The organism is Stenotrophomonas sp. 28608_Sma (assembly GCF_056486185.1).
This window is the reverse complement of record NZ_CM151308.1, coordinates 2,705,611-2,725,153: the sequence shown is the minus strand read 5'-3', so window position 1 is coordinate 2,725,153 and position 19,543 is coordinate 2,705,611. Positions and strand designations below refer to the sequence as shown.

The following is a 19,543-nucleotide window of genomic DNA, read 5'->3' as shown; positions in this document are numbered from 1 at the left end:
GCGGTGAGGACCACCGACACAGCGCCGCCGGGTGCAGGAGAGCACCCGGCGGCAGGAGGGACGCGCGCATGTGTCACGGTAGATGCCGACCTTGGTCGGCAGTAGATCCTCGCCATGCGTGGATGCCCGGACAGCCTCAGTGCCGACCAACGGTCGGCACCCACCAGAGCAGGCGTGGCAGCAGGAGCCGCTCGGCCGTAGATCCACGCCATGCGTGGATGCGGTGCCACGAACGAGTCCTAAAGCTCCAGCACCCGCCGGTAACTCAACGGCCCACGCCCATCGCGAAGGCCAAGCCGCAGCTCCAGCCCGGTGGCCGGCAGCACCTCGCCCTTGCTCGGCAACATTGCCCAACCGGCGCCGGGCTGCCAGGCGCGCACCTCGAACCGATGCACATCCCGGGCCACCGCGATGCCTCTCGATTGCTCAGGCGCTGGCAGCGGATACCGGTCCGTAGCCGCACCACTGGCCCGCCACAGCGTGCTGCCCTGCCGCCACCAGCGCACCCGCTGCCAGTGCAGCCCATCACTGCCGACACTGCGGGTGATTTCCAGCGCGAAGCTGCCATCCGGGTGCCGCTCGCTTACCAGCGACGGGGGCAGCAATCGCTGCGGACGATCTGCCGGGCGCACTGCGCCATTCATCAGCGCGTCGTCGGCACGCATCTCGATATCACGCTGGAACTGCTGCAGCACGCGCAGCGCCGTCGTGGTCTCGGCATCGGCCTGGCGCAGGCGCTGGTCGCTGTTGGCCACGCTGTCCAGCGCACGCCAGCAGATCAGCGCCAGCACGCCCATGATGGTGATCGCGATCATCACCTCGATCAGGGTGAAGCCGCGTGCGGCGCGCCTCATTGCGCCGCCGTCCACGGCAGCTGCATCCGCGCCAGCGACTGTCGCGGTGCATCTTCGGCCACCACGGTCAATTCCAGTTGCGGCTGCCCATCGCTGCCAGTGCCCAGATGCTGCAGGACCAGGAAGCTGCCGCGTCCCTGCACACAGCGCTGCCGCGCATCCTGCGGCGGCTGCCCGGCCAGGCGCAGTTCCTGCCAGCGGTCCTGCGCGCACAACAGCGCCAGGCGACGGTCGCGCAGCCGTGACTGATCGTCGGTCGCCACTGCCACCGAGCGCATCACCGCAGCCAGTGCAATCGATACGATCGCCAGTGCGATCAGCACCTCGATCAGGGTGAAACCGCGCGCCGTCTGCTTCACTGCACGACCTGCAACTGTCCGCTGCCATCATCACGAACACGCAGTGCGCGGCCGTCCAGCGACAGTCCAAGCTCCCAGGCGGTACCGATCCACTCCGGGCTCAGCTCGATGGCGTTGGTGGGCTGCACCGTGATGCCTGCAGCCTGCCACTTCTGTGGACGCAGCAGATCATCGCGTTCAACGGTGACCCAGCGGCTGCCTTCGAGGCGGCTGAAACGATAGCCGGCGGCGTCGGCCTGCCAACGCAGGGGGCGGCCATCGATGCGGGCCTCGTCGCGCGCCACCTGCAGGCGCTGCGCCAGCCGCTCGCCTTCCTGCCGCAGCTGCCGGCCCGGGTCGAGCAGGCTGCCCAAGCCCAGACCGATCCCGGCCGTGCAGATGCCGATGATCACCAGCACCACCATCAGTTCCAGCAGGGTGAACCCACGCGGCACACGCTGCATCGACGTTGCCTCCTGTCCTGGCCGATACCTGCCAGCGTAGGCCCGCATGATGAAACAAAAGCGTCAGCCGCACCTGCTAGCGTGGGCGGACACGAACGTGGCGATGATGTGGAACATGGACGGCAGGCGCTGGGATCGGAATCGGATGTTGACCCTGCTGGCGGCGACGCTGCTGCTGGCCGTGGTGGCCTACTGGAGCGTCACCCTGTCTGCGGTGGCGCCAGCGGCGGCCGCGAGCGAAGCGCATGCCGAGGCGCCGATACGGCCGATGTTCGATGCAGTGGCCAGCCTGCCACTGGTGCGGCTGCTGTCTCCCGGCGCGGTGCAGACCGAGGTGGTCGTGCTGGGCGTGATGGCGGGTGACCATGCGCCATTGGCCCTGCTCTCGGTAGATGGACGCCCAGCGGAAGCGTATGCGCCCGGCCAACGACTCGGACCCTGCACGGTACTGGCCAGCATCAGCGCCAGCGCTGTGGAACTGAACCAGGCCGGGCAAACGCGCAGCCTGCCGGTGCCTGAGCTGCCGCCGGTGCCGACCGATGGCATCGTGCCGGGCGGGTCCCTGTAGAGCCGAGCCCGCGCTCGGCTGCGTCTGGAAGAACAGTCGAGCAAGGCTCGACTCTACAAAATCCAGTGGAGCATGGCTCGACTCTACAAAATCCTGCCGAGCGCGGGCCCGGCTCTACAGCTGCGCAGGCTCAACGCGCCGGACGCTGCGGTTCCACCGAACGACCAAAGGCATCGCCCATGCGCTGTCGTGTGCCTTCCAGGTTGTACTGCATCAGCTGGTTGCCCGGCTGCCGCATCAGGCGTTCGGCTTCAGGCAGCGCCGGTGACTTCGCCGATTTCGGCGCCGGAGCCAGTTTGCGTTGCAGGCACTCCCAGGCGGGGATGCGCTCGCCGTTGACCTGTACTTCGATGCACGGCGCGGCATCGTCCTGCTTCTTCGCCTCTCCGGCCCAGGCCGATGGCAACGCCAGCAACAAGGCAAGGGCGAGGGCAGGGCGAAGGCCCGCCTCCAACGACTCACTCATCTTGAATCTCCTGCGAAAACCGACGCTCAGCAATGAAGACGTATGGCGAAGACAGTGTCCGCCTGCAACTGTTCCGGCGCTGTCAAAAGATGACAGTACTGTCACAAAACTATTGGCGGTTTTGACGCGACGTACACGTCCTGTTGATAGACCCACGCGCCGCTCCCTGGCCACTCCCTTCGATACGACGCGATGCCTTCGATGACTCCTGTTCCGTGCCGAGCCGTCCGCCTTCCGCTGCGCCTGCATCCGCTGGTGCTGGCTCTGGCCGCGATGCCGCTGCCATTGTTCGCGCAGGACGCGGCGCCTGCGCCCAGCGTGAACATCAATGAATACATCGTGCGCGGCAACACCGTGCTCGATCCGCGCCAGATCGAACGTGCGGTGGAGCCGTTCCTCGGCCCGGGCAAGACCCTGGCCGATGTCGAGAAGGCGCGCGATGCCGTCAATGCGCTGTACCAGCAGGCAGGCTACCAGTCGGTCTACGTCGAGCTGCCCGAGCAGCAGGTCAGTGGTGGCGTCGTGCTGCTGAAGGTGCAGCAGACGCCGATCGGGCAGCTGCGGGTCGTAGGCACGAAGCACGAATCGCCCGAACGCATCCGCGAACGCGTGCCGGCACTTGCCGAGGGCAAGGTGCCGGACTTCGACCAGGCGCAGAAGGAACTGACCGCGCTGAATGAAGGCGGACGTCGCCAGGTGATGCCGCTGGTGCGAGAGGGCCAGGTGCCGGGCACGATGGATGTGGACCTGCAGGTCGAGGAGAAGTCGCCGTGGCGTGCCAGCGCGGCGCTCAACAACGACCACAGCGCCGATACCGAGAAGCTGCGCCTGAGTGCGTCGCTGGCCTACGACAACCTGTGGAAGCGCGGCCATAGCGCCAACATCGGCGTGTACCTGGCGCCGGAAGATACCAAGCAGGCCAAGGTGTTCTCGGCCTCGTACATGATGCCGTTCGAGGGCACGCCGTGGAGCCTGGAAGCGTCCGGCTACAAGTCCGACAGCCGCGTGCTGAACGCGGGCGGACAGGTCGGTACCGGCACCGGAACCAATGTGATCGGCAACGGCCATTCGATCGGCCTCAAGCTCAACTACCGCCTTGCCGGCAGCAGCCAGTGGTGGCGCCAGCTCAGCCTTGGTGTGGATTTCAAGGACACCGAGGAAGACACGCAGATGGGCGGGGACAGCCTGAAGACGCCGCTGAAATATGCGCCGATCACGCTGGCCTTCGTCGGCGTGCGCCAGGGCGAGCACGATCAGCTGAGCATCAACACCCAGCTGGTGGCCGGCACCCGCCGCCTGTTCGGTTACGGCAGCGACGCCACCGCCTTCGGCCAGAAGCGCTACTGGGCCGACCCGAGCTTCGTGGCGTTCAAGGCCGATGTCGCCAACACCCATACCTTCGGCAGCGACTGGCAGTGGTACGCGCGCGGCTCGCTGCAGGTGACCGACGCGCCGCTGGTGTCGGCCGAGCAGTTCGCCGCCGGTGGCATGTATACCGTACGTGGCTATCTGTCGGCCGAGGCGATCGGCGACTACGGCGGCCTGGCCAGCCTGGAATGGCGCACCCCGGCGTGGTCGCTGTGGAATGGCAGCGATCTGCGCGTCTACAGCTTTGCCGACGCGGCCTACCTGCGCCTGCGCCAGCCGCTGCCCGAACAGCGTGACAAGTACAACCTGGCCTCGGTCGGCCTGGGCGCGCAGCTGCGCCTGGGTGAGCACCTGCAGCTGCGCCTGGACTACGCCTGGCCCTATGCCGATGGCCCGGTCACGCGCAAGGACGACCCGCGCCTGCATTTCAACATCAGCACCAGTTACTGACCCATCCCTTGAACATGCGTTCTCCGGAGACCCTTCGCATGGACCGTTTGCTTTCCCGAGTGTTGCTGCTGCTGGCCGCGCTGGTTGCGTTGCCTGCTGCTGCGGCCGATGCCAATTGGTGGCAGGCCGAATGGAAGTACCGCAAGCCGATCACCGTCGACGCCGGCCCGCAGGGCGCGGGCCTGGCCGGTGACCCGGGCCGCACGCCGCTGCTGCTGCGCCTGCATACCGGCAACTTCGGTTTCGACGGTACCCAGGACGCGGGCAACGACCTGCGCTTCGTGTCGGGCGATGGCCGCACCGTGCTGGCCCATCAGATCGAACAGTTCGATCCCAAGCTGGGCCTGGCCCTGGTCTGGGTGGACGTGCCGGCAGTCAGCGCCGCCGCGCCGCAGACGATCTGGATGTACTACGGCAATGAGAAGGCACCGGCCAGCGGCAACGGCCAGCAGGTGTTCGACCCGGACTACACGCTGGTCTACCACTTTGCCGAGGCCAATGCGCCGGCGCGCGACACCACCGCTTACGGCAACAACGCCGGCGCCGTCGTGCCGCCGTCCGAGGGCGCGGTGATCGGTCGTGGCGTGCAGCTGGGTGCGGGCCCGCTGCCACTGCCCGCCAGCGCGTCGCTGGCCCAGGAAGCGGGTGCGCCGCTGACCGTCTCGGCCTGGATCAAGCCGGACAGCAACAATGCCGCGCAGGCGATCTACGCCCGTCGTGATGGCGCGTCCGAGCTGGTGCTGGGTATCGAGAACCGGGTGCCGTTCGTGCAGCTCAACGGCCAGCGCAGCACGCCTGCACAGCCGATTCCGGAAGGGCAGTGGGCGCACGTGGCGCTGACGGCGGAGAAGGGCGCGTTGCAGCTGTACCTCAACGGCCGTGTGGTGGCCCAGCTGAGCGGCGAGCTGCCGGCGCTGGGCACCGCGCCGGTGGTCGGCGCCGATGCCCCGGGTGCGGCGCAGCCGCTGGCCAACTTCGAAGGAGCGCTGGATGAGCTGCGCGTCTCGCGGGTGGCACGCCCGGCGGCGCTGCTGCTGGCCGACGCCACCGCGCAGGGCGCCGATTCACGCTTGATCAGCTACGGTGCCGACGAGCAGTCGGCTGGCCAGAGCCACTTCGCCTTCATCCTCAAGGCGATGCCGTTCGATGCCTGGGTGGTGGTCGCCATCCTTGGCCTGATGATGCTGCTGTCGTGGGCGATCATGATCGCCAAGAGCCGCCACTTCGGCCGTACCAGCAAGGCCAATGCGGTGTTCACCGAGAGTTTCGGCAAGCTGTCCGGCGTGCCGCTGCGCACCCTGTCGGACATGGATCGCCAGGGCAAGGCACCGACTGCGATGCACGATGGCTCGTTGTGGCGCATCTACCAGGTGGCCATCGAGGAAATGCAGCAGCGCCACCAGCGCGATGGCAACAGTGGCTACCTGAGCGGCGCCACCATCGCCGCGATCCGTGCCTCGATGGATGCGGTGATGGTGCGCGAGCAGGAAGCAATGGCACGGCGCATGAACTGGCTGTCGACCACCATCGAAGGCGCGCCCTACGTGGGCCTGTTCGGCACCGTGATCGGCATCATGCTGGTGTTCGTGGTGGCGGCGATGGCCGGCGCGGTGGACATCAACTCGGTGGCGCCCGGCATGGCCGCGGCGCTGCTGTGTACCGCTGCCGGCCTCGGCGTCGCGATCCCGGCATTGTTCGGCTACAACTACCTGGGTGCGCGTGCCGAAGCGATCGGCGCCGACATGGCGGTGTTCATCGACGAGTTCGCCGCGCGCCTGGCCGAAGAGCAGGACGGGCGCGGCCCGGCCGCGGTCCAGGGCTGAGGGGCGCGCCATGGGCCAGAAGGCGAAGTTCGGCATCAAGAAGCGCGAGAAGGGCATCAACGTAACGCCCTTCGTCGACGTGCTGCTGGTGGTGCTGGTGATCTTCATCCTGACCAGCAACGCCTCCATTCCCGGCATCGAGGTCAATCTGCCGAAGGCCAGCAACAGCGTGGCCCTGGAAAAGCCGAAGACCAAGGCGATCACCATCGACCCCAGTGGCCAGGTGTTCCTGGATGCCTATCCGGTGACGATGGCCGAGCTGGAAGACCGGCTGCGTACCGAACGCGCGACCACGCCGGATTTCCCGGTGATCGTGCGCGGTGACGCGCAGGTTCAGTACGCCCGCGTGGTCGAGGTGCTGGACCTGCTGCGGCGCCTGGAGCTGGCCCAGGTCGGCCTGGTCACCGGCAAGGCGCAGGGCTGAGGCATGACGGCCCATCAACCCCCTCGACCGGAGCCCGGCATGCGCGGTCGCCAGTTGCTGGTGACCGTGGCACTGGTGCTGGCCGCGTTGCTGGTGCTCGGTATCGCGGTGTGGTGGCTGTTGTTCAAGGACACCGCCAGCACCCGCCGGCCGGTGGTGCAACCGCCGATGCTGGCGCTGCCAGCCCCTCCGCCGCCGCCCCCGCCGCCCCCGGAAAAACCCCCGGAGCCGGAGACGCCGCCGGAAGAGACGATGCCCGAGCCGGAACCGCTGGATCAGCCGACGCCGGCCGAAGAGCCGACGCCGACGCCGGATAACAGCGATCCGGTGACGATGAATGCCGACGCGCAGGCCGGTGGTGACAACTTCGGTATCCAGTCCGGCAGTGGTGGCGGTTCGTCCGGCGTTGGCCGTGGTGGCGCCGGCAACGCTACCTACGGCCGCTACCTGGGCTACCTGATGCAGCAGGCGATCTCGCGCGACGACAAGGTCAAGCGCCTGGCATTCCAGCTGCAGGTGAACGTATGGCTGGCCAGCGATGGCCGCCTGGAAAAGGTCGAGCTGGTGCGTGGCAGTGGCAACGAGGAGGCCGACGCGGCCGTGCTCGATGCACTGCGCCGCATCGGCAAGGTCGACCAGGCACCGCCGCCGTCGCTTGATTTCCCCGCCCGCGTCCTGATCCAGGGCCGCCGGCCCGGGGCCTGATTCCCGACCTCCGTGATTTCCCTTCTTTCGATGAGAACCGTGATGAACGACCACGTCCGCGCACGAACCGACTCCCGCCGCCCGCGGCCGGCCCGACGGGCGCTGCTGTGCTGCGCCGTGCTGCTCAGCCTGGCCGCCCCGGCCGGTGCGATGGCGGCCGAAACCACCATGGTCAAGCTGATCAAGGGCCTGATCGCCAGCGGTGCACTGAAACCCGAAGACGGCCAGGCACTGCTGGTACAGGCCGAAGCCGAAGCGGCGGCCGCACAGCGCACTGCAGCCACGGACAGCGCCGCGGCGAGTGGTGGCGTGGCCCTGGAGGCCGGTGACGTGCGCGTGCCGTACGTGCCGCAGAGCGTGCGCGACGGTATCCGTGACGAAGTGCGCCAGGACGTGATGGCGCAGGCGAAATCGGAAGGCTGGGCGGCACCCAACGAAGTGGCCGAGTGGACCAAGCGCATCAAAGTTACCGGTGACATGCGCGTGCGCAGCGAGTCGCGCTTCTTCTCCGAACGCAACAGCGACATCGTGAGCAACTGGTCGTCGATCAATTCCGGCAACGGCTTCGACACCAACACCAACACCAACCTGCAGCTGCCGCCGCTGCTGAACACCCGCCAGGACCGTCGCAACCTGTGGCGCATCCGCGCCCGCCTCGGCATCGAGGCAATGATCGGGCAGCACACCACGGCCGGCGTGCGCCTGGCCAGTGGCAGCAGCAATGGCCCGGTGTCGACCACCGAGCAGCTGGGTGGCGGCCTGAGCAAGAAGGATGTGTGGCTGGACCAGGCCTGGCTGGCCTACAGCCCGGCGGACTGGGTGACGGTGCGTGGCGGCCGCTTCGGCAATCCGTTCTGGACCAGCGACACGCTGTTCTCCAACGACCTCAACTTCGATGGCCTGGCCGCGAACCTGAAGTATGACTTCGACGGTGGCGACCTCGACCTGTTCGGCAACCTCGCGGTGGTGCCGCTGGAATACACCTCCGACAGTTCGCCCAGCCAGAGCCGGGTCAAGACCCCGAACGAGAACAAGTGGCTGTCCGGTGCGCAGGTGGGCGTGAACTGGCGCTTCAACGACGACAATGCGCTGCGCGCGGCGCTGGGTTACTACGACTTCAAGAACATCAGCGGCCGCCTGTCCTCGCCGTGCGCACTGTATGCGGGCGCGGTGGGCTGCGACACCGACTGGTCGCGCCCGGCGTTCATGCAGAAGGGCAACACGCTGATGCTGATCCGCGACATCGCGCGCAATCCGCTGGACCCGGCCAACACGCCGACCCCGCAGTATGTCGGCCTGGCTTCGGCGTTCCGCCTGGCCACGTTCAACATTCGTTGGGATACGCAGCTGGCCCAGGGCATCGGCCTACGCCTGGACGGCGACTACATCCGCAACCTGGCCTACGACAAGCAGGCCATGTTCAATCGTGCCAACAACGGCATCGTCAACAATTACGGCGCCGGTGGCACCGCCAGCATCGACACCTTCCGCAGCGGCGACACCGCGTGGATGGTGCAGGCCACCTTTGGTGCCACCGAGCTGAAGGAGAAAGGCCAGTGGCAGGCGCTGCTGGGTTACAAGCACATCGAGGCCGACGCGCTGCCCGACGCCTACAACGATCCGAACTTCCACCTGGGCGGCACCAACGCCCGCGGCTACTACGTGGGCGGTGCCTATGCGCTGGATGCGCGCAGCTGGATCAGCGGCAAGTGGATGGCGGCCAAGGAAGTGTCCGGTGCGCCGCTGTCGATCGACGTGTTCCAGCTGGAGTTCAACACCGGGTTCTGAGTGGCGAGCGTGATGCGGATCACGTAGTGCGTGGCGGGGGCGCAGCGATGCGCCCGTCTAAGGAAAGGAGACCACGCGTTGTACATAAGGAGGAGTGGATGAGCCGTCGCAAGCTGTTCGAGAGTCCCGAACCGTCCAGCCAGATGCTGGGTGTTGGACCGGCCTATGTTTCAGTGGAGGGCCTGCGCCAGCACCTGGCCGAGTTCCTGCTGTATGCGGGCCGGCCGGTGGTGATCATGCGCGGGCGCAGCGAAGTGGGCTATTTCCTGCCGGCGCGCTGCTGGCGCCAGCGTGACGATGATCCGCTGGCGGCGGCTGCCGCCGACCAGCTGCTGGATGCGGCCGGTTTCCAGGCCGAGGACATCCAGCAGGTGGAGCAGGAATTCAACGCCATGCGCCAGCGCACCGTGCTGCATTCGCGGCGCTGAAGCAGATCCACGCCACGCGTGGATGGGGTTACGCTGCGCCCCCGCGCTCACTGGTGATGCGCGCACCTTCGCGCATCACCAGCGTCACCGGGGTCTTTTCCACCACCTCCAGCAACCGCTGCCACTGCGCATCGCTCAGCTCGGCGCTGGCATGCAGCACGCGGTGCACGTGGAAGCGTCCATCTTCGTCGCGTTCCGAGCGCAGCTCGGCATGGAACTCGCCCAGCTCCCAGCCCTTGCGTTGCGCATACATGCGCAGGGTGATGGCGGTGCAGGCGGCCAGCGAGGCCAGGTACAGATCGAAGGGCGCGAAGCCCTTGCCCTGACCGCCCAGCGAGGCGGGCTCGTCCGCGTCCACATCAAAGCTTCCATTGCTGATGTGGTGCAGGTAGTTGTCGCCGGTCGAAACAATGCGCGCGTAGGCCATCACATTCTCCATCTGTCTCTAGCGTCGAGCCACGCTCGACCAAACCCACTGTAAAGTCGAGCCGTGCTCGACTGCTCCAAAAGGCGGCGCCAGCCAAGGCCGGCGCCGCCACCCAATCACTCGGTACGATCGTACGAGAACTGGATGCCTGCCGTACCACCGGTTTCGATGAAGAGGTTCATGAACGCCGGCACCGTTTCTGAGCGGGCCCAGTCGCGCTGCAGCTCGCAGAACAACTGCGGCACGCTGATCAGCTGGCCCCCGGCCTGTTCGATGCGGCGCAACGCGGCATCATGCGCCGCCAGCGAAGTGCCGCCAACGGCATCGACCACCACGTACACCTCATAGCCTTCCTTCAACGCATCCAGGGCCGGGAAAGTCAGGCAGGCTTCGGTCCACAGTGCGGTCATGATCAGCTTGCGGCGGCCGGTGGCCTCCACCGCCTTGCGGAACTCGACGTCTTCCCAGGAATTGATGGTGGTGCGGTCGTAGGTGGGGTAGTCGCCCAGCACCTTGCGCAGCTGCGGAATCGGCGGCTTGTTCAGGCCGGTCTTGACGTTGACCGTCGAATGCACGATCGGCAGACCGTAAGCCACAGCGGCCTTGGCGGTGCCGACGATGTTGTTGACCAGCAGCTGGCGGTCCATCGAGGCGATGGAGTTCACCTGCACCGGCTGGTAGTCGATGATGATGAAGGCGGAATTCTGCGGGGTCAGCAGGTGGTCGCTGGCCGGGTCGCGGATCGGTTCACTGGACATGATGGGTCTCCGGTTGGGAGGAGTGCCGGCGGAGGGCCGGCACCCCGGGGGCAGCTCAGCTGCGCTGCGAATCCAGCTGCTCCTGGTTCTTCTGCACGTCCTGCGCCTTCAGGTAGCTTTCGATCAGCAGCTGGTAGTTGGGGAAGATCTTCGTGTAGACCTCGGCCCACTGCTGGGCATCGTCGCGGTTCCAGCTGCGCTGGATCTCCGAGGCCACCGTGGCGGTGTCCATCGGCACCACGCCGGCCTGCACCACGCGGGCCAGGGTGATCTCTTCGGCCATCTTCGAATAGGTGCCCGAGGCATCGATCACCGCGAACACCTGGTAGCCATCGGCCACGGCGGCGATCGACGGGAAGGCCATGCACACGCTGGTGATGGTGCCGGCGATGATCAGCTGCTTGCGGCCGGTGGCCTTCACTGCAGCAACGAATTCCGGGTTGTCCCAAGCGTTGATCTCACCCTTGCGCGCCACGTACTGAGCATGCGGGGCCGCGTCGTGGATCTCCGGGATCAGCGGGCCGTTCGGGCCCTGCGGGACCGAGGCGGTGGTGATCACCGGCATCTTTGCCAGCGTGGCCATCTTCGCCAGCGCAGTGGCGTGGGCGCGCACGCTGGTGAATGGCATGTCACCGATGGTCTGGAACAGGCCGCTCTGGTGGTCGATCAGCAGCATCGCGGCGTTGTCCGGATCGATCACCGGGCGGGCACCGTTGAAGTTGGCGGGGGTACTCATGGTCGGTCTCCTGGGGAAGGTGGGCGATGGCCCGTTGGCGCGGCGGGTCATCACCCGCCGCGCGGAAGCGCTCAGTGCGCGATCTGGCCGAAACGGCCGCTGTTGAAGTCGTTGACCGCCTGTGCGATCTCGGCCTGGCTGTTCATCACGAACGGGCCATAGCCCACCACCGGCTCGTTGATCGGCTCGCCGCTGAGCAGCAGCACAGTGGCGTCGCTGTCGGCGTCGACGAACACGTCCTCGCCGCTGCGGTCGAAGGTGACCAGCTGTGCTTCGCCGACCGGTTGGCCGCCGTTGATCCGGACCGTGCCCTTCAGCACCACCACCGCCAGCGTGCGGCCATCGGCCACCGGCAGTTCGGCGTGGTGGCCCTGCTGCAGGCGGATGTCCCAGACATCCATCGGCGTGTGGGTACGTGCCGGACCGGCGTGGTCGTCGAAGCGGCCCGCGATGACACGCACGCGGCCGGCGCCTTCAGGCAGATCCACCGAGGGAATGTCGGCGTCGAGCAGGGTCTGGTAGCCCGGTGCGCCCATCTTGTCCCGCGCCGGCAGGTTCACCCACAGCTGCACCATGTCCAGGGTGCCGCCGCGCTTGCTGAATTCCGGCGTATGGAATTCCTCGTGGAGAATGCCGGAGGCAGCGGTCATCCACTGCACGTCGCCCGGGCCGATGGTGCCGCCGGCACCGGTCGAATCGCGATGCGCGACCTCGCCTTCATAGACGATGGTGACTGTCTCGAAACCGCGGTGCGGATGCTGGCCGACCCCACGCGGGGTATCGCTGGGCGCGAAGCTGTACGGGCCGGCATAGTCCAGCAGCAGGAACGGGCTCAGGTGCTGGCCGTGGGTGTTGTAGGAAAACATCGAGCGGGCGGGGAATCCGTCGCCTACCCAGTGCGGGCGGGGGGCGCTGTAGCTACCGGTGACACGCTTCATGGCGATCTCCTGGCCGGGGCTGCCGGCCGCTGTTCTTCGTTGCAGGAGACGATATCGTCGCGACAATTGGGCCGGTAGACGCCAATATTTGCCGTCATAGTCCTATCTGGTGAACAATGGCGGCAGGCCGTGGGCCGCAGGAGATCGCCCCGTGTTCATCGCAGATATCCGCCGTTGTGACCTCAACGATCTGTTCTATTTCGCCATGGTGGTCGAGCACGGCGGCTTCTCGCAGGCCGGTCGGGCGCTGGCCATGCCGAAGTCGAAACTGAGCCGGCGCATCGCGCTGCTGGAAGAACGGTTGGGCGTGCGCCTGATCCAGCGCTCGACCCGGCGTTTCTCGGTCACCGAGGTCGGCCAGGACTACTACCGCCATTGCAAGGCAATGCTGGTCGAGGCCGAGGCGGCCGAAGAAGCGATTGCGATGTCACGCGCCGAGCCGCGCGGCACCATCCGCCTGGCGTGCCCGATCGCGATCCTGCACGCGCGCATCGGCCCGATGCTGGCCGACTTCCTGGCCCTGCACCCCCAGGTGACGGTGCAGCTGGACGCCACCAACCGCCGCGTGGACGTGGTGGGCGAGGGTGTGGACGTGGCGATCCGGGTACGGCCGCCGCCATTGGAAGACAGCGACCTGGTGGTGCGCGTGCTGGCACGCCGGGTCTGGTGCACCAGTGCCAGCCCGGCGCTGCTGCAACGGTTGGGCACGCCGCAGGTGCCGGCCGATCTGGCGATGATGCCGACCGTCGATCTGGCCTCGCCCAGTCAGCAGCATGTGTGGCAATACAGTGGGCCCGGCGAGATCCAGGCCAGCGTGCATCACCGCCCGCGCCTGGTCAGCGATGACATGATCGCGTTGCGCGCAGCCGCGGTGGCCGGGGTCGGGCTGTTGATGCTGCCGCGGATGATGATCACCGATGAGCTGGAGAGCGGGGCGCTGCTGCCGGTGCTCCCCGAGTGGGTGCCGAAACACGGCATCGTGCATGCGGTGTTCCCTTCGCGCCGTGGGCTGCTGCCGGCGGTACGCGCGTTGATCGATTACCTCGCCGAGCGTTTCGAGGCGTTGGACGAACCGTAGGCTCCGCATCCACATCCACGCATGGCGTGGATCTACTGGATCCGGCGCCGCCTGGGAGATCCACGCCATGCGTGGATGATCCTGGTGCCGCGCGACGGGCCTTCGCTTGCCGCCTGCGGCCGCGCAGCCCACAATCCATGTCCGGACCGTCGCCATCACGCCCATCATTCCCCGGTCCGGCCTTGGCACCTATGTCTCCCAATGCCCTGGCGCTGGTCGAGCTGCTGATCCGTGAGCGCCGTGCGTTGTCTCGCTTCATCGCGCGCTATCTCGACCCGGCCAGTATCGAGGACACCCTGCAGAACCTGTACCTGAAGGCCAGCAGCGTGCCCGGTGATCCACCGATCCTGGAGCCACGCGGCTATCTGTACCGGATGGCCTATCACCATGCGCTCAACCGCAGCCAGGCCGACGCCCGCGAGCGGCGCGCGATGGCCGAGTACGCCGCCGACATGGCCGAGGCGGGCCACGACGGCGAGGCCCAGGCACTGGACCAGGCACAGCTGCGCGAGATCACCCAGACCATTCTCGCGCTGCCAGCGCAGGTCCGCGAGTGCTTCGTGCTCAACCGCTACCTGGGCCTGAGCGAGCGCGAGATCGCCACACGGCTGGGTATTTCCAAGAGCCTGGTCGGCAAGCATGTGCTGCGCGCGGCGCTGTTGATCCAGCAGCATCAACAGGGAACGCGCCGATGACCGGCGATTGCCGTGGGCAGATCGCGCCCGCCGTTGTCACAACAGGAAAGCGCACCCGTTCGTGGTGCGGCAGGCCACAACCATGACCACGTCCGAACCCTCGCCGCGTCAGGCCAGGCAGGCGTTGCGCTGGGTGATCCAGTGCAGTGCAGGCCCGCTGCCGGAACGCCAGCAACGAGCCCTGCAGCGCTGGCTGCGGGCCGATCCGCGCCATGCGCTGGCCTGGCGCCAGCAGCAGGCCTTCTGGCAGGGGTTGGATGCCGCCGGGCCCGACGTGCTGGCGGCGCTGCCCGAGCTCACCACCGATCGCGAGGGCCTGCGCCCGATCGCGCCGCGCCGTCGCCTGCCATGGCTGCTGGCCAGTGCCGCCGCCGTCGCACTGATGGTGACGGCGGCACCGCACGCGCTGCTGCTGGCACGCAGTGACCTGCGCAGCAGCGATGCGCCACGCGTGGTGCAACTGGAAGACGGCAGCACCGCCGTGCTCGATGCGGGAACCGCATTGGCGGTCGAGTTCGATGGCCAGCAGCGGCACCTGCGCCTTCTGCGCGGGCAGGCCTGGTTCCAGGTGGCGCACGAAGCTCGCCCGTTCCAGGTCGAGGCGGTGGGCGGCCTGATACGTGACATCGGTACCGCCTTCAGTGTGTCGATGCTGGATACCACGGTCACCACCCAGGTCAGCGAGGGTGTGGTCGAGGTGCGTCCGGGCGATGGCAGCGTACAGCGCCTGCATGCGGGGCAGTCACGGGCGTTCCGTGACGGTCGCTGGCTGCAGCCTGTGCGGCTGGAAGATCCCGAGGCCGTGGCGCCATGGCGGCGAGGTGAGGTCGCGATCGACAATCTGCCGGCCGCGCAGGCCATCGCCGATCTGGCCCGCTATCGGCGTGCACCGGTCTGGGTACTGGGCGGGCAGGGCGCGAACGTGCGGGTCAGTGGCCTGTTCCACCTGCAGCAGCCGGAGACCGCCATTGATGCCGTGGCCGCACAGGCAGGACTGCGCGTGCAGCGCTTGCCCGGTGGCGCGTTGGTGCTGTGGTGAGGTGCCGCCGGTTCATGGCGGAATACGCGGCATGAAAAAAAACATGAAAAAACCGTGGGCACCTGCAGTGTCCCGCTGTCTATAGAGGTATAGCCAGAGCGAAACACCGTTTTTCCTCAAGCCAGACACACCACCGGCACCGGATGTGCCCGTGGTCCAGCCACGCTTGAGGAGTTCCTGTCCATGCCGTCCACGGCATCCGCCTGTCATCGTCGCGCCACCGTTCTGGCCCTGGCCGTTTCCACCGCATTGCTGCCGCTGGCCTGGGTGCCGGCCGTGCAGGCACAACCGGCGATCGTCGCGCCGGTGCGCCAGTACGCCATCCCGGAGCAGCCACTGGCTGATGCCGTACGTACCTTTGGCCGCCAGGCCGATGTGCAGGTGGTGTTCCGCAGCGACCTGGTGGAAGGCCGCCGCTCCAGTGCAGTGAAAGGCGAGTACAGCCAGATGCAGGCCCTGCAGCAGCTGCTGCGCGGCAGCGGCGTGCGCGCGCAGCGCGGCATGGACGGCACCTGGAGCCTGCGGGCTGCAGCGGAAGCGGGTGAGGGGGAAGGGGTGCGGGTGACCGAGACGCTGGACGTGGCCGGTCGCCTGCAGTCGGAAGGGGGCGAGGCCCGCGATCGGCGCGGCTACGATGATGTGTTCGCGCTGGACCTGACCACGGCGTATTCGGGGCGCGACCGGGTGGAGCGCTATCGCGGTTCCAATCCGGCCGACGTGGTCAAGGATCTGGTCGGCGTGTTCAGCGGCGATGCGCGCAACAGCGGCGCGCTGGACGTCAACATCCGTGGCATCCAGGGGCCCGGGCGGGTGCCGGTCAGCATCGACGGTGGCGAACAGGCGCTCACGGTCTGGCGCGGCTACAACGGCGTCAGCAACCGCAACTACATCGATCCCAACCTGATTGGTGGCATCCAGGTCATCAAGGGGCCAGGGCTGGTGCGCGATGTGCACAGCGGGATCGGCGGTGCGCTGGTGATCAAGACCATCGACGTTGACGACATTGTTACTGCCGGCGAGCGCTTCGGCGGGGAGCTGAAGATCGAAGGCAGCAGCAATGCGGTGGCACCGCGCCTGCCGCGCCTGCACACCGGCGAGGATTACCGCACGGTGCCGGGGTTCCCGCAGGGCTCGCCGAACTCACCCTATGACGACCGCACCCTGGTGGTGCCGGTGAAGTCGCGCAGCGGCAACACCCCCTTCGATGGCGAAGACCAGGCCTGGCGGTTGGCACTGGGCGTACGCGGCGACAACGTCGACCTGATGGCTGCCTACGCCTGGCGCAAGCGCGGCAACTACTTCTCCGGCAGCAAGGGGAGCGCGTACTACGACCAGGACCGGCGCGAGCAGTACGAGTACCAGGGCATCGACTACATCACCACGCTGGCGCGTTACTTCAAACCGGGCGATGAAGTGCCCAATACCTCCAGCGAACAGGAGTCCTGGCTGGTCAAGGGCAGCTGGCAGATCAACGACGACCAGCAGCTGAAGGCCACCTGGCGGCGCACGCTGTCGCACTACGGCGAGATCATGCCGTCGCGCATCCTGTCCGCGCCCGACTACGGACGCATCCAATGGCCGCTCAGCCGGGTTGCGTCCGATGCCTGGAACCTGGAATACCGCTTCCAGCCGGCCGGCAGCCGCTGGCTGGACCTCTACGCCAACCTGTGGCGCACGGAGACGGACAGCGATACCTACAGTGCTGGCGGCTTCCCGAACTTCGCAGTGGGTAATCCGGCATGGAACCCGGACGCCAGCCCGATCCTGCGCAACACCGCGCTGGCCAACGCGCGCAACGACCGCACCGGCCTGATCCTGAGCAACCGCTTCGCGCTGCATTCGACCCTGGACCTGACCGTGGGCGGCAACTGGCAGTACGAGAAGCTCGGCTCGAGCGATCCGTACTTCGGTACCACCGATGGCTGGCGCATGTTCCCGCGTGCCGGGCGCCGACAGGAGGGCGAGGGCTACCTGACCCTGGAGTGGCGGCCGGTCGACTTCCTTACCCTCAATGCAGGCGTGCGCTACAGCCGCTACTGGGCCTTCGACGATTTCCTCGAGGCGCACCCCGAGCTGCTGACCAAGGGCGTAGGTGGCAAGGAAGCGCAGTATACCGTGAACGAGTTGCCGCCCCGTCCCGCCAATCTGCAGGCCCGCATCGACGCGTTGGAAGCACGCCGCGCCGTATGGGAAAAGCGCGGCATGGGCTGGTTCATCGATGACAGCATCCGTGCCTTGCTGGCACCGTACGAGACGCCGCGTCCGGTCAGGTACACGCGGCCCTGGCTGCCCGATGCCGATGGCAACTACACCCGCGCCGGCAATCCCTGCCTCAATGGCGAAGTGGCGGCCATTCCCGGCGTGCAGCCGGTGTTCGCCGGCAGCGACCAGGTCTGCAACATCGGCAACAGCGTACAGTCGCAGCCGGTCGATGCACGCAACAGCCGCCGCCGCGACCATGCCTGGCTGCCGACCTTCTCGGCCACTGCACACCTGTCCCCGGCCGCCCGTGCCTACGTGCGTTACAGCGAAGCGGTGCGCTTCCCGAGCATGTTCGAAAGCACCATCGCCTTCTCCGGCAGCCTCAATCCGCTGCATGCGCTCAAGCCCGAGCACGCCTACAACTACGAAGTGGGCTACGTGCACAACCTGTCGGCGCTGTTCGGCAACACCGCCGATGCCGACGTCAAGCTGGCGTACTACGTGCACAAGACCCGTGACGTGATCGAGCGCGATGGCAACTTCCTGTTCGACAACATCGACAAGCAGACCATCCGTGGCATCGAACTGCAGGCCCGCTTCGACAACCGGCGCTTCTTCACCGATCTGGGCATCACCCGCACGTTGGAAAACGAGGTGTGTGACGAGAGCACGGCGGTGCTCCTGGATGCGAACCGCGGCCTGGTCCCGAACTGCGTGCAGGATGGTTTCGTCGGTGGCTACCTGCTGACCCAGGCCATTCCCAAGCTGTCGATCAACGGGTCGCTGGGCACGCGCCTGTTCGATGAGCGCCTGGAGCTTGGCAGCCGCATCGTGCACTACCAGCGCCACGAGAACCCTGATCTGCAGGCCTACCGTGACCGCCTGCTGAGCGGTGGCAGCGGCCTGCTCTGGCAGAACGTGCCGTTCACCTGGGGAAACATCACCACCGTCGATGCCTATGCGCGCTGGCGCTTCAACGAGCATGCCAGCGTCGAACTGGTCGGCAGCAACCTCGGCAACCGCTACTACGTCGATCCAGCCACGCGGTCCACGCTGCCGGCCCCGGGTCGCGCCCTGAAGCTCGGCGTCACCGCACGTTTCTGATCTCCCACCTTCAAGCGTTGTACCCGTAGTTCCCTCAACCAAGGAGCAATACCATGAAAATGATCTCCCGTTCGGTTCTCGCCGTTGCTGCCTCGCTGGCTCTGGTCGGTGCCGCGCATGCTGCCGATATCGTCGGTGCCGCCAGTGCCAAGACCGATGCCGAGCTGTATGTGGCGGTTGGCGAATCGCAGGTCAATGGCGGCCCGCACCGTGCTGGCAAGGCCGGTATCGGTGTCGGTACCGTGTCCCAGGCCAAGCCGGTGGACTTCCAGGGCCTGAGCGCCTACTCGGCACCCACCACCGTCGATGGCGTGACGGTACGTACCCTGGCCATGCCGATCACCGGCGCACCGGGCAGCCACGCCGGCATGGGCCACTTCAACTTCGTCAAGGTCGGCAGTGGCGATGTCTGGTTCGGTGAATGGTCCAAGGATGGCGCCGCCGGTGGCTTCAACAACCGCCAGGTCTACTTCGTCGGTGACCGCGCCGGCACCACGCTGCCCGCCGGCGTGGCGTCCTACACCGTGGCTGGCCTGAACAAGTTCAACGGCAGCAACCTGCTGAGCGGCACCTTCGACGCCGACTTCGGCGCCGGCACCCTGGATGGTGCGCTGTCGGGCAATGGCCTGAACCTGGCCATCGTTGCCAACATCAACAGTGCCGACGCATCGTTCGCCGGTTCGGCCACCGCCAACGGCAGCGTTGCCGGCACCACCCAGGGGCAGTTCTTCGGCGCCAACGCGGCCGCCCTGGCCGGTATCGCCACCTTCAGCGGCAACAGCCAGTACGACACCGCCTTCGGCGGCAGCAAGAACTGATTGCCACGCCCCTGACGGGACAGGGCAGGGACAAGCCGCGATCCGCCAGTCCCTGCTTCGGCCCGCTGCACG

Annotated in this window: 20 protein-coding genes; 12 read left to right on the top strand and 8 right to left on the bottom strand. The window is 67.1% G+C overall.

Going from position 1 to position 19,543, the window contains the following annotated elements:
- Positions 1-239: 239 nt before the first annotated feature.
- Genes ACZLHH_RS12835 through gspH form a run of 3 tightly spaced genes read right to left on the bottom strand, consistent with a single transcriptional unit; the run spans position 240 to position 1,656 of the window.
- The gene (locus tag ACZLHH_RS12835; protein WP_180844426.1) at positions 240-854 is read right to left on the bottom strand and encodes a prepilin-type N-terminal cleavage/methylation domain-containing protein; all 615 of its coding nucleotides are present in this window, start codon (positions 852-854) and stop codon (positions 240-242) included.
- Entirely contained in the window at positions 851-1,213 is a 363-nt protein-coding gene (gene gspI, locus ACZLHH_RS12830) for a type II secretion system minor pseudopilin GspI (RefSeq protein ID WP_032128115.1), read from the bottom strand. Before gspI ends, ACZLHH_RS12835 begins: the two co-directional genes overlap by 4 nt.
- On the bottom strand, positions 1,210-1,656 hold the full coding sequence (gene gspH / locus ACZLHH_RS12825; protein ID WP_180844427.1) for a type II secretion system minor pseudopilin GspH: 447 nt from the start codon (positions 1,654-1,656) through the stop codon (positions 1,210-1,212). Before gspH ends, gspI begins: the two co-directional genes overlap by 4 nt.
- A gap of 103 nt (positions 1,657-1,759) precedes the next feature.
- Between gspH and ACZLHH_RS12820 the strand changes: the two genes are divergently transcribed.
- On the top strand, positions 1,760-2,224 hold the full coding sequence (locus ACZLHH_RS12820; RefSeq protein WP_177179494.1) for a general secretion pathway protein: 465 nt from the start codon (positions 1,760-1,762) through the stop codon (positions 2,222-2,224).
- A 130-nt stretch (positions 2,225-2,354) separates the two neighbouring features.
- Here the strand turns inward: ACZLHH_RS12820 and ACZLHH_RS12815 are convergent, their stop codons facing one another.
- Positions 2,355-2,690, bottom strand: coding sequence for a hypothetical protein (locus ACZLHH_RS12815; protein WP_121503439.1), 336 nt, complete (start codon positions 2,688-2,690; stop codon positions 2,355-2,357).
- Between the two features lie 201 nt (positions 2,691-2,891).
- On the opposite strand from ACZLHH_RS12815, the gene ACZLHH_RS12810 reads away from it, so the two are divergent.
- From ACZLHH_RS12810 to ACZLHH_RS12785, 6 genes are all read left to right on the top strand, one after another.
- A complete protein-coding gene (locus tag ACZLHH_RS12810; RefSeq protein WP_180844428.1) occupies positions 2,892-4,508 on the top strand; it encodes a ShlB/FhaC/HecB family hemolysin secretion/activation protein in 1,617 nt (538 codons plus the stop codon).
- Between the two features lie 38 nt (positions 4,509-4,546).
- Positions 4,547-6,331, top strand: a complete 1,785-nt coding sequence (locus ACZLHH_RS12805) for a DUF2341 domain-containing protein (protein ID WP_071227961.1) — start codon at positions 4,547-4,549, stop codon at positions 6,329-6,331.
- Positions 6,332-6,341: 10 nt separating this feature from the next.
- A complete protein-coding gene (locus ACZLHH_RS12800; protein ID WP_005409874.1) occupies positions 6,342-6,755 on the top strand; it encodes an ExbD/TolR family protein in 414 nt (137 codons plus the stop codon).
- A 39-nt stretch (positions 6,756-6,794) separates the two neighbouring features.
- A complete protein-coding gene (gene tolA, locus ACZLHH_RS12795) occupies positions 6,795-7,460 on the top strand; it encodes a cell envelope integrity protein TolA (protein ID WP_180844429.1) in 666 nt (221 codons plus the stop codon).
- A gap of 42 nt (positions 7,461-7,502) precedes the next feature.
- Complete coding sequence (locus ACZLHH_RS12790; protein ID WP_180844430.1) at positions 7,503-9,248, top strand: putative porin; 1,746 nt, start codon at positions 7,503-7,505, stop codon at positions 9,246-9,248.
- A gap of 98 nt (positions 9,249-9,346) precedes the next feature.
- Positions 9,347-9,676 (top strand): hypothetical protein, encoded by a 330-nt coding sequence (locus ACZLHH_RS12785; RefSeq protein ID WP_005409871.1) that lies wholly within the window; start codon positions 9,347-9,349, stop codon positions 9,674-9,676.
- A gap of 28 nt (positions 9,677-9,704) precedes the next feature.
- Here the strand turns inward: ACZLHH_RS12785 and ACZLHH_RS12780 are convergent, their stop codons facing one another.
- The 4 genes from ACZLHH_RS12780 to ACZLHH_RS12765 form a co-directional block, all read right to left on the bottom strand.
- Positions 9,705-10,103 (bottom strand): OsmC family protein, encoded by a 399-nt coding sequence (locus ACZLHH_RS12780; protein ID WP_071227964.1) that lies wholly within the window; start codon positions 10,101-10,103, stop codon positions 9,705-9,707.
- Between the two features lie 116 nt (positions 10,104-10,219).
- Positions 10,220-10,861 carry a hydrolase gene (locus ACZLHH_RS12775; protein ID WP_005409869.1) on the bottom strand — a complete coding sequence of 214 codons (642 nt, stop codon included), beginning with the start codon at positions 10,859-10,861 and terminating at the stop codon, positions 10,220-10,222.
- A 55-nt stretch (positions 10,862-10,916) separates the two neighbouring features.
- Positions 10,917-11,597, bottom strand: coding sequence for a hydrolase (locus ACZLHH_RS12770; RefSeq protein ID WP_180844431.1), 681 nt, complete (start codon positions 11,595-11,597; stop codon positions 10,917-10,919).
- Positions 11,598-11,668: 71 nt separating this feature from the next.
- Positions 11,669-12,535, bottom strand: a complete 867-nt coding sequence (locus ACZLHH_RS12765) for a pirin family protein (RefSeq protein WP_180844432.1) — start codon at positions 12,533-12,535, stop codon at positions 11,669-11,671.
- 151 nt (positions 12,536-12,686) lie between these two features.
- Between ACZLHH_RS12765 and ACZLHH_RS12760 the strand changes: the two genes are divergently transcribed.
- The 5 genes from ACZLHH_RS12760 to ACZLHH_RS12740 all read left to right on the top strand — a co-directional run bounded on the left by ACZLHH_RS12760 (position 12,687) and on the right by ACZLHH_RS12740 (position 19,471).
- Entirely contained in the window at positions 12,687-13,613 is a 927-nt protein-coding gene (locus ACZLHH_RS12760; RefSeq protein WP_180844433.1) for a LysR family transcriptional regulator, read from the top strand.
- A 191-nt stretch (positions 13,614-13,804) separates the two neighbouring features.
- Complete coding sequence (locus ACZLHH_RS12755) at positions 13,805-14,308, top strand: RNA polymerase sigma factor (protein ID WP_180844434.1); 504 nt, start codon at positions 13,805-13,807, stop codon at positions 14,306-14,308.
- An 82-nt stretch (positions 14,309-14,390) separates the two neighbouring features.
- The gene (locus ACZLHH_RS12750) at positions 14,391-15,347 is read left to right on the top strand and encodes a FecR family protein (RefSeq protein WP_180844435.1); all 957 of its coding nucleotides are present in this window, start codon (positions 14,391-14,393) and stop codon (positions 15,345-15,347) included.
- Between the two features lie 183 nt (positions 15,348-15,530).
- A complete protein-coding gene (locus ACZLHH_RS12745) occupies positions 15,531-18,653 on the top strand; it encodes a TonB-dependent receptor (RefSeq protein ID WP_180844436.1) in 3,123 nt (1,040 codons plus the stop codon).
- 53 nt (positions 18,654-18,706) lie between these two features.
- On the top strand, positions 18,707-19,471 hold the full coding sequence (locus ACZLHH_RS12740) for a Slam-dependent surface lipoprotein (protein ID WP_180844437.1): 765 nt from the start codon (positions 18,707-18,709) through the stop codon (positions 19,469-19,471).
- The last annotated feature ends 72 nt before the right edge of the window (positions 19,472-19,543 follow it).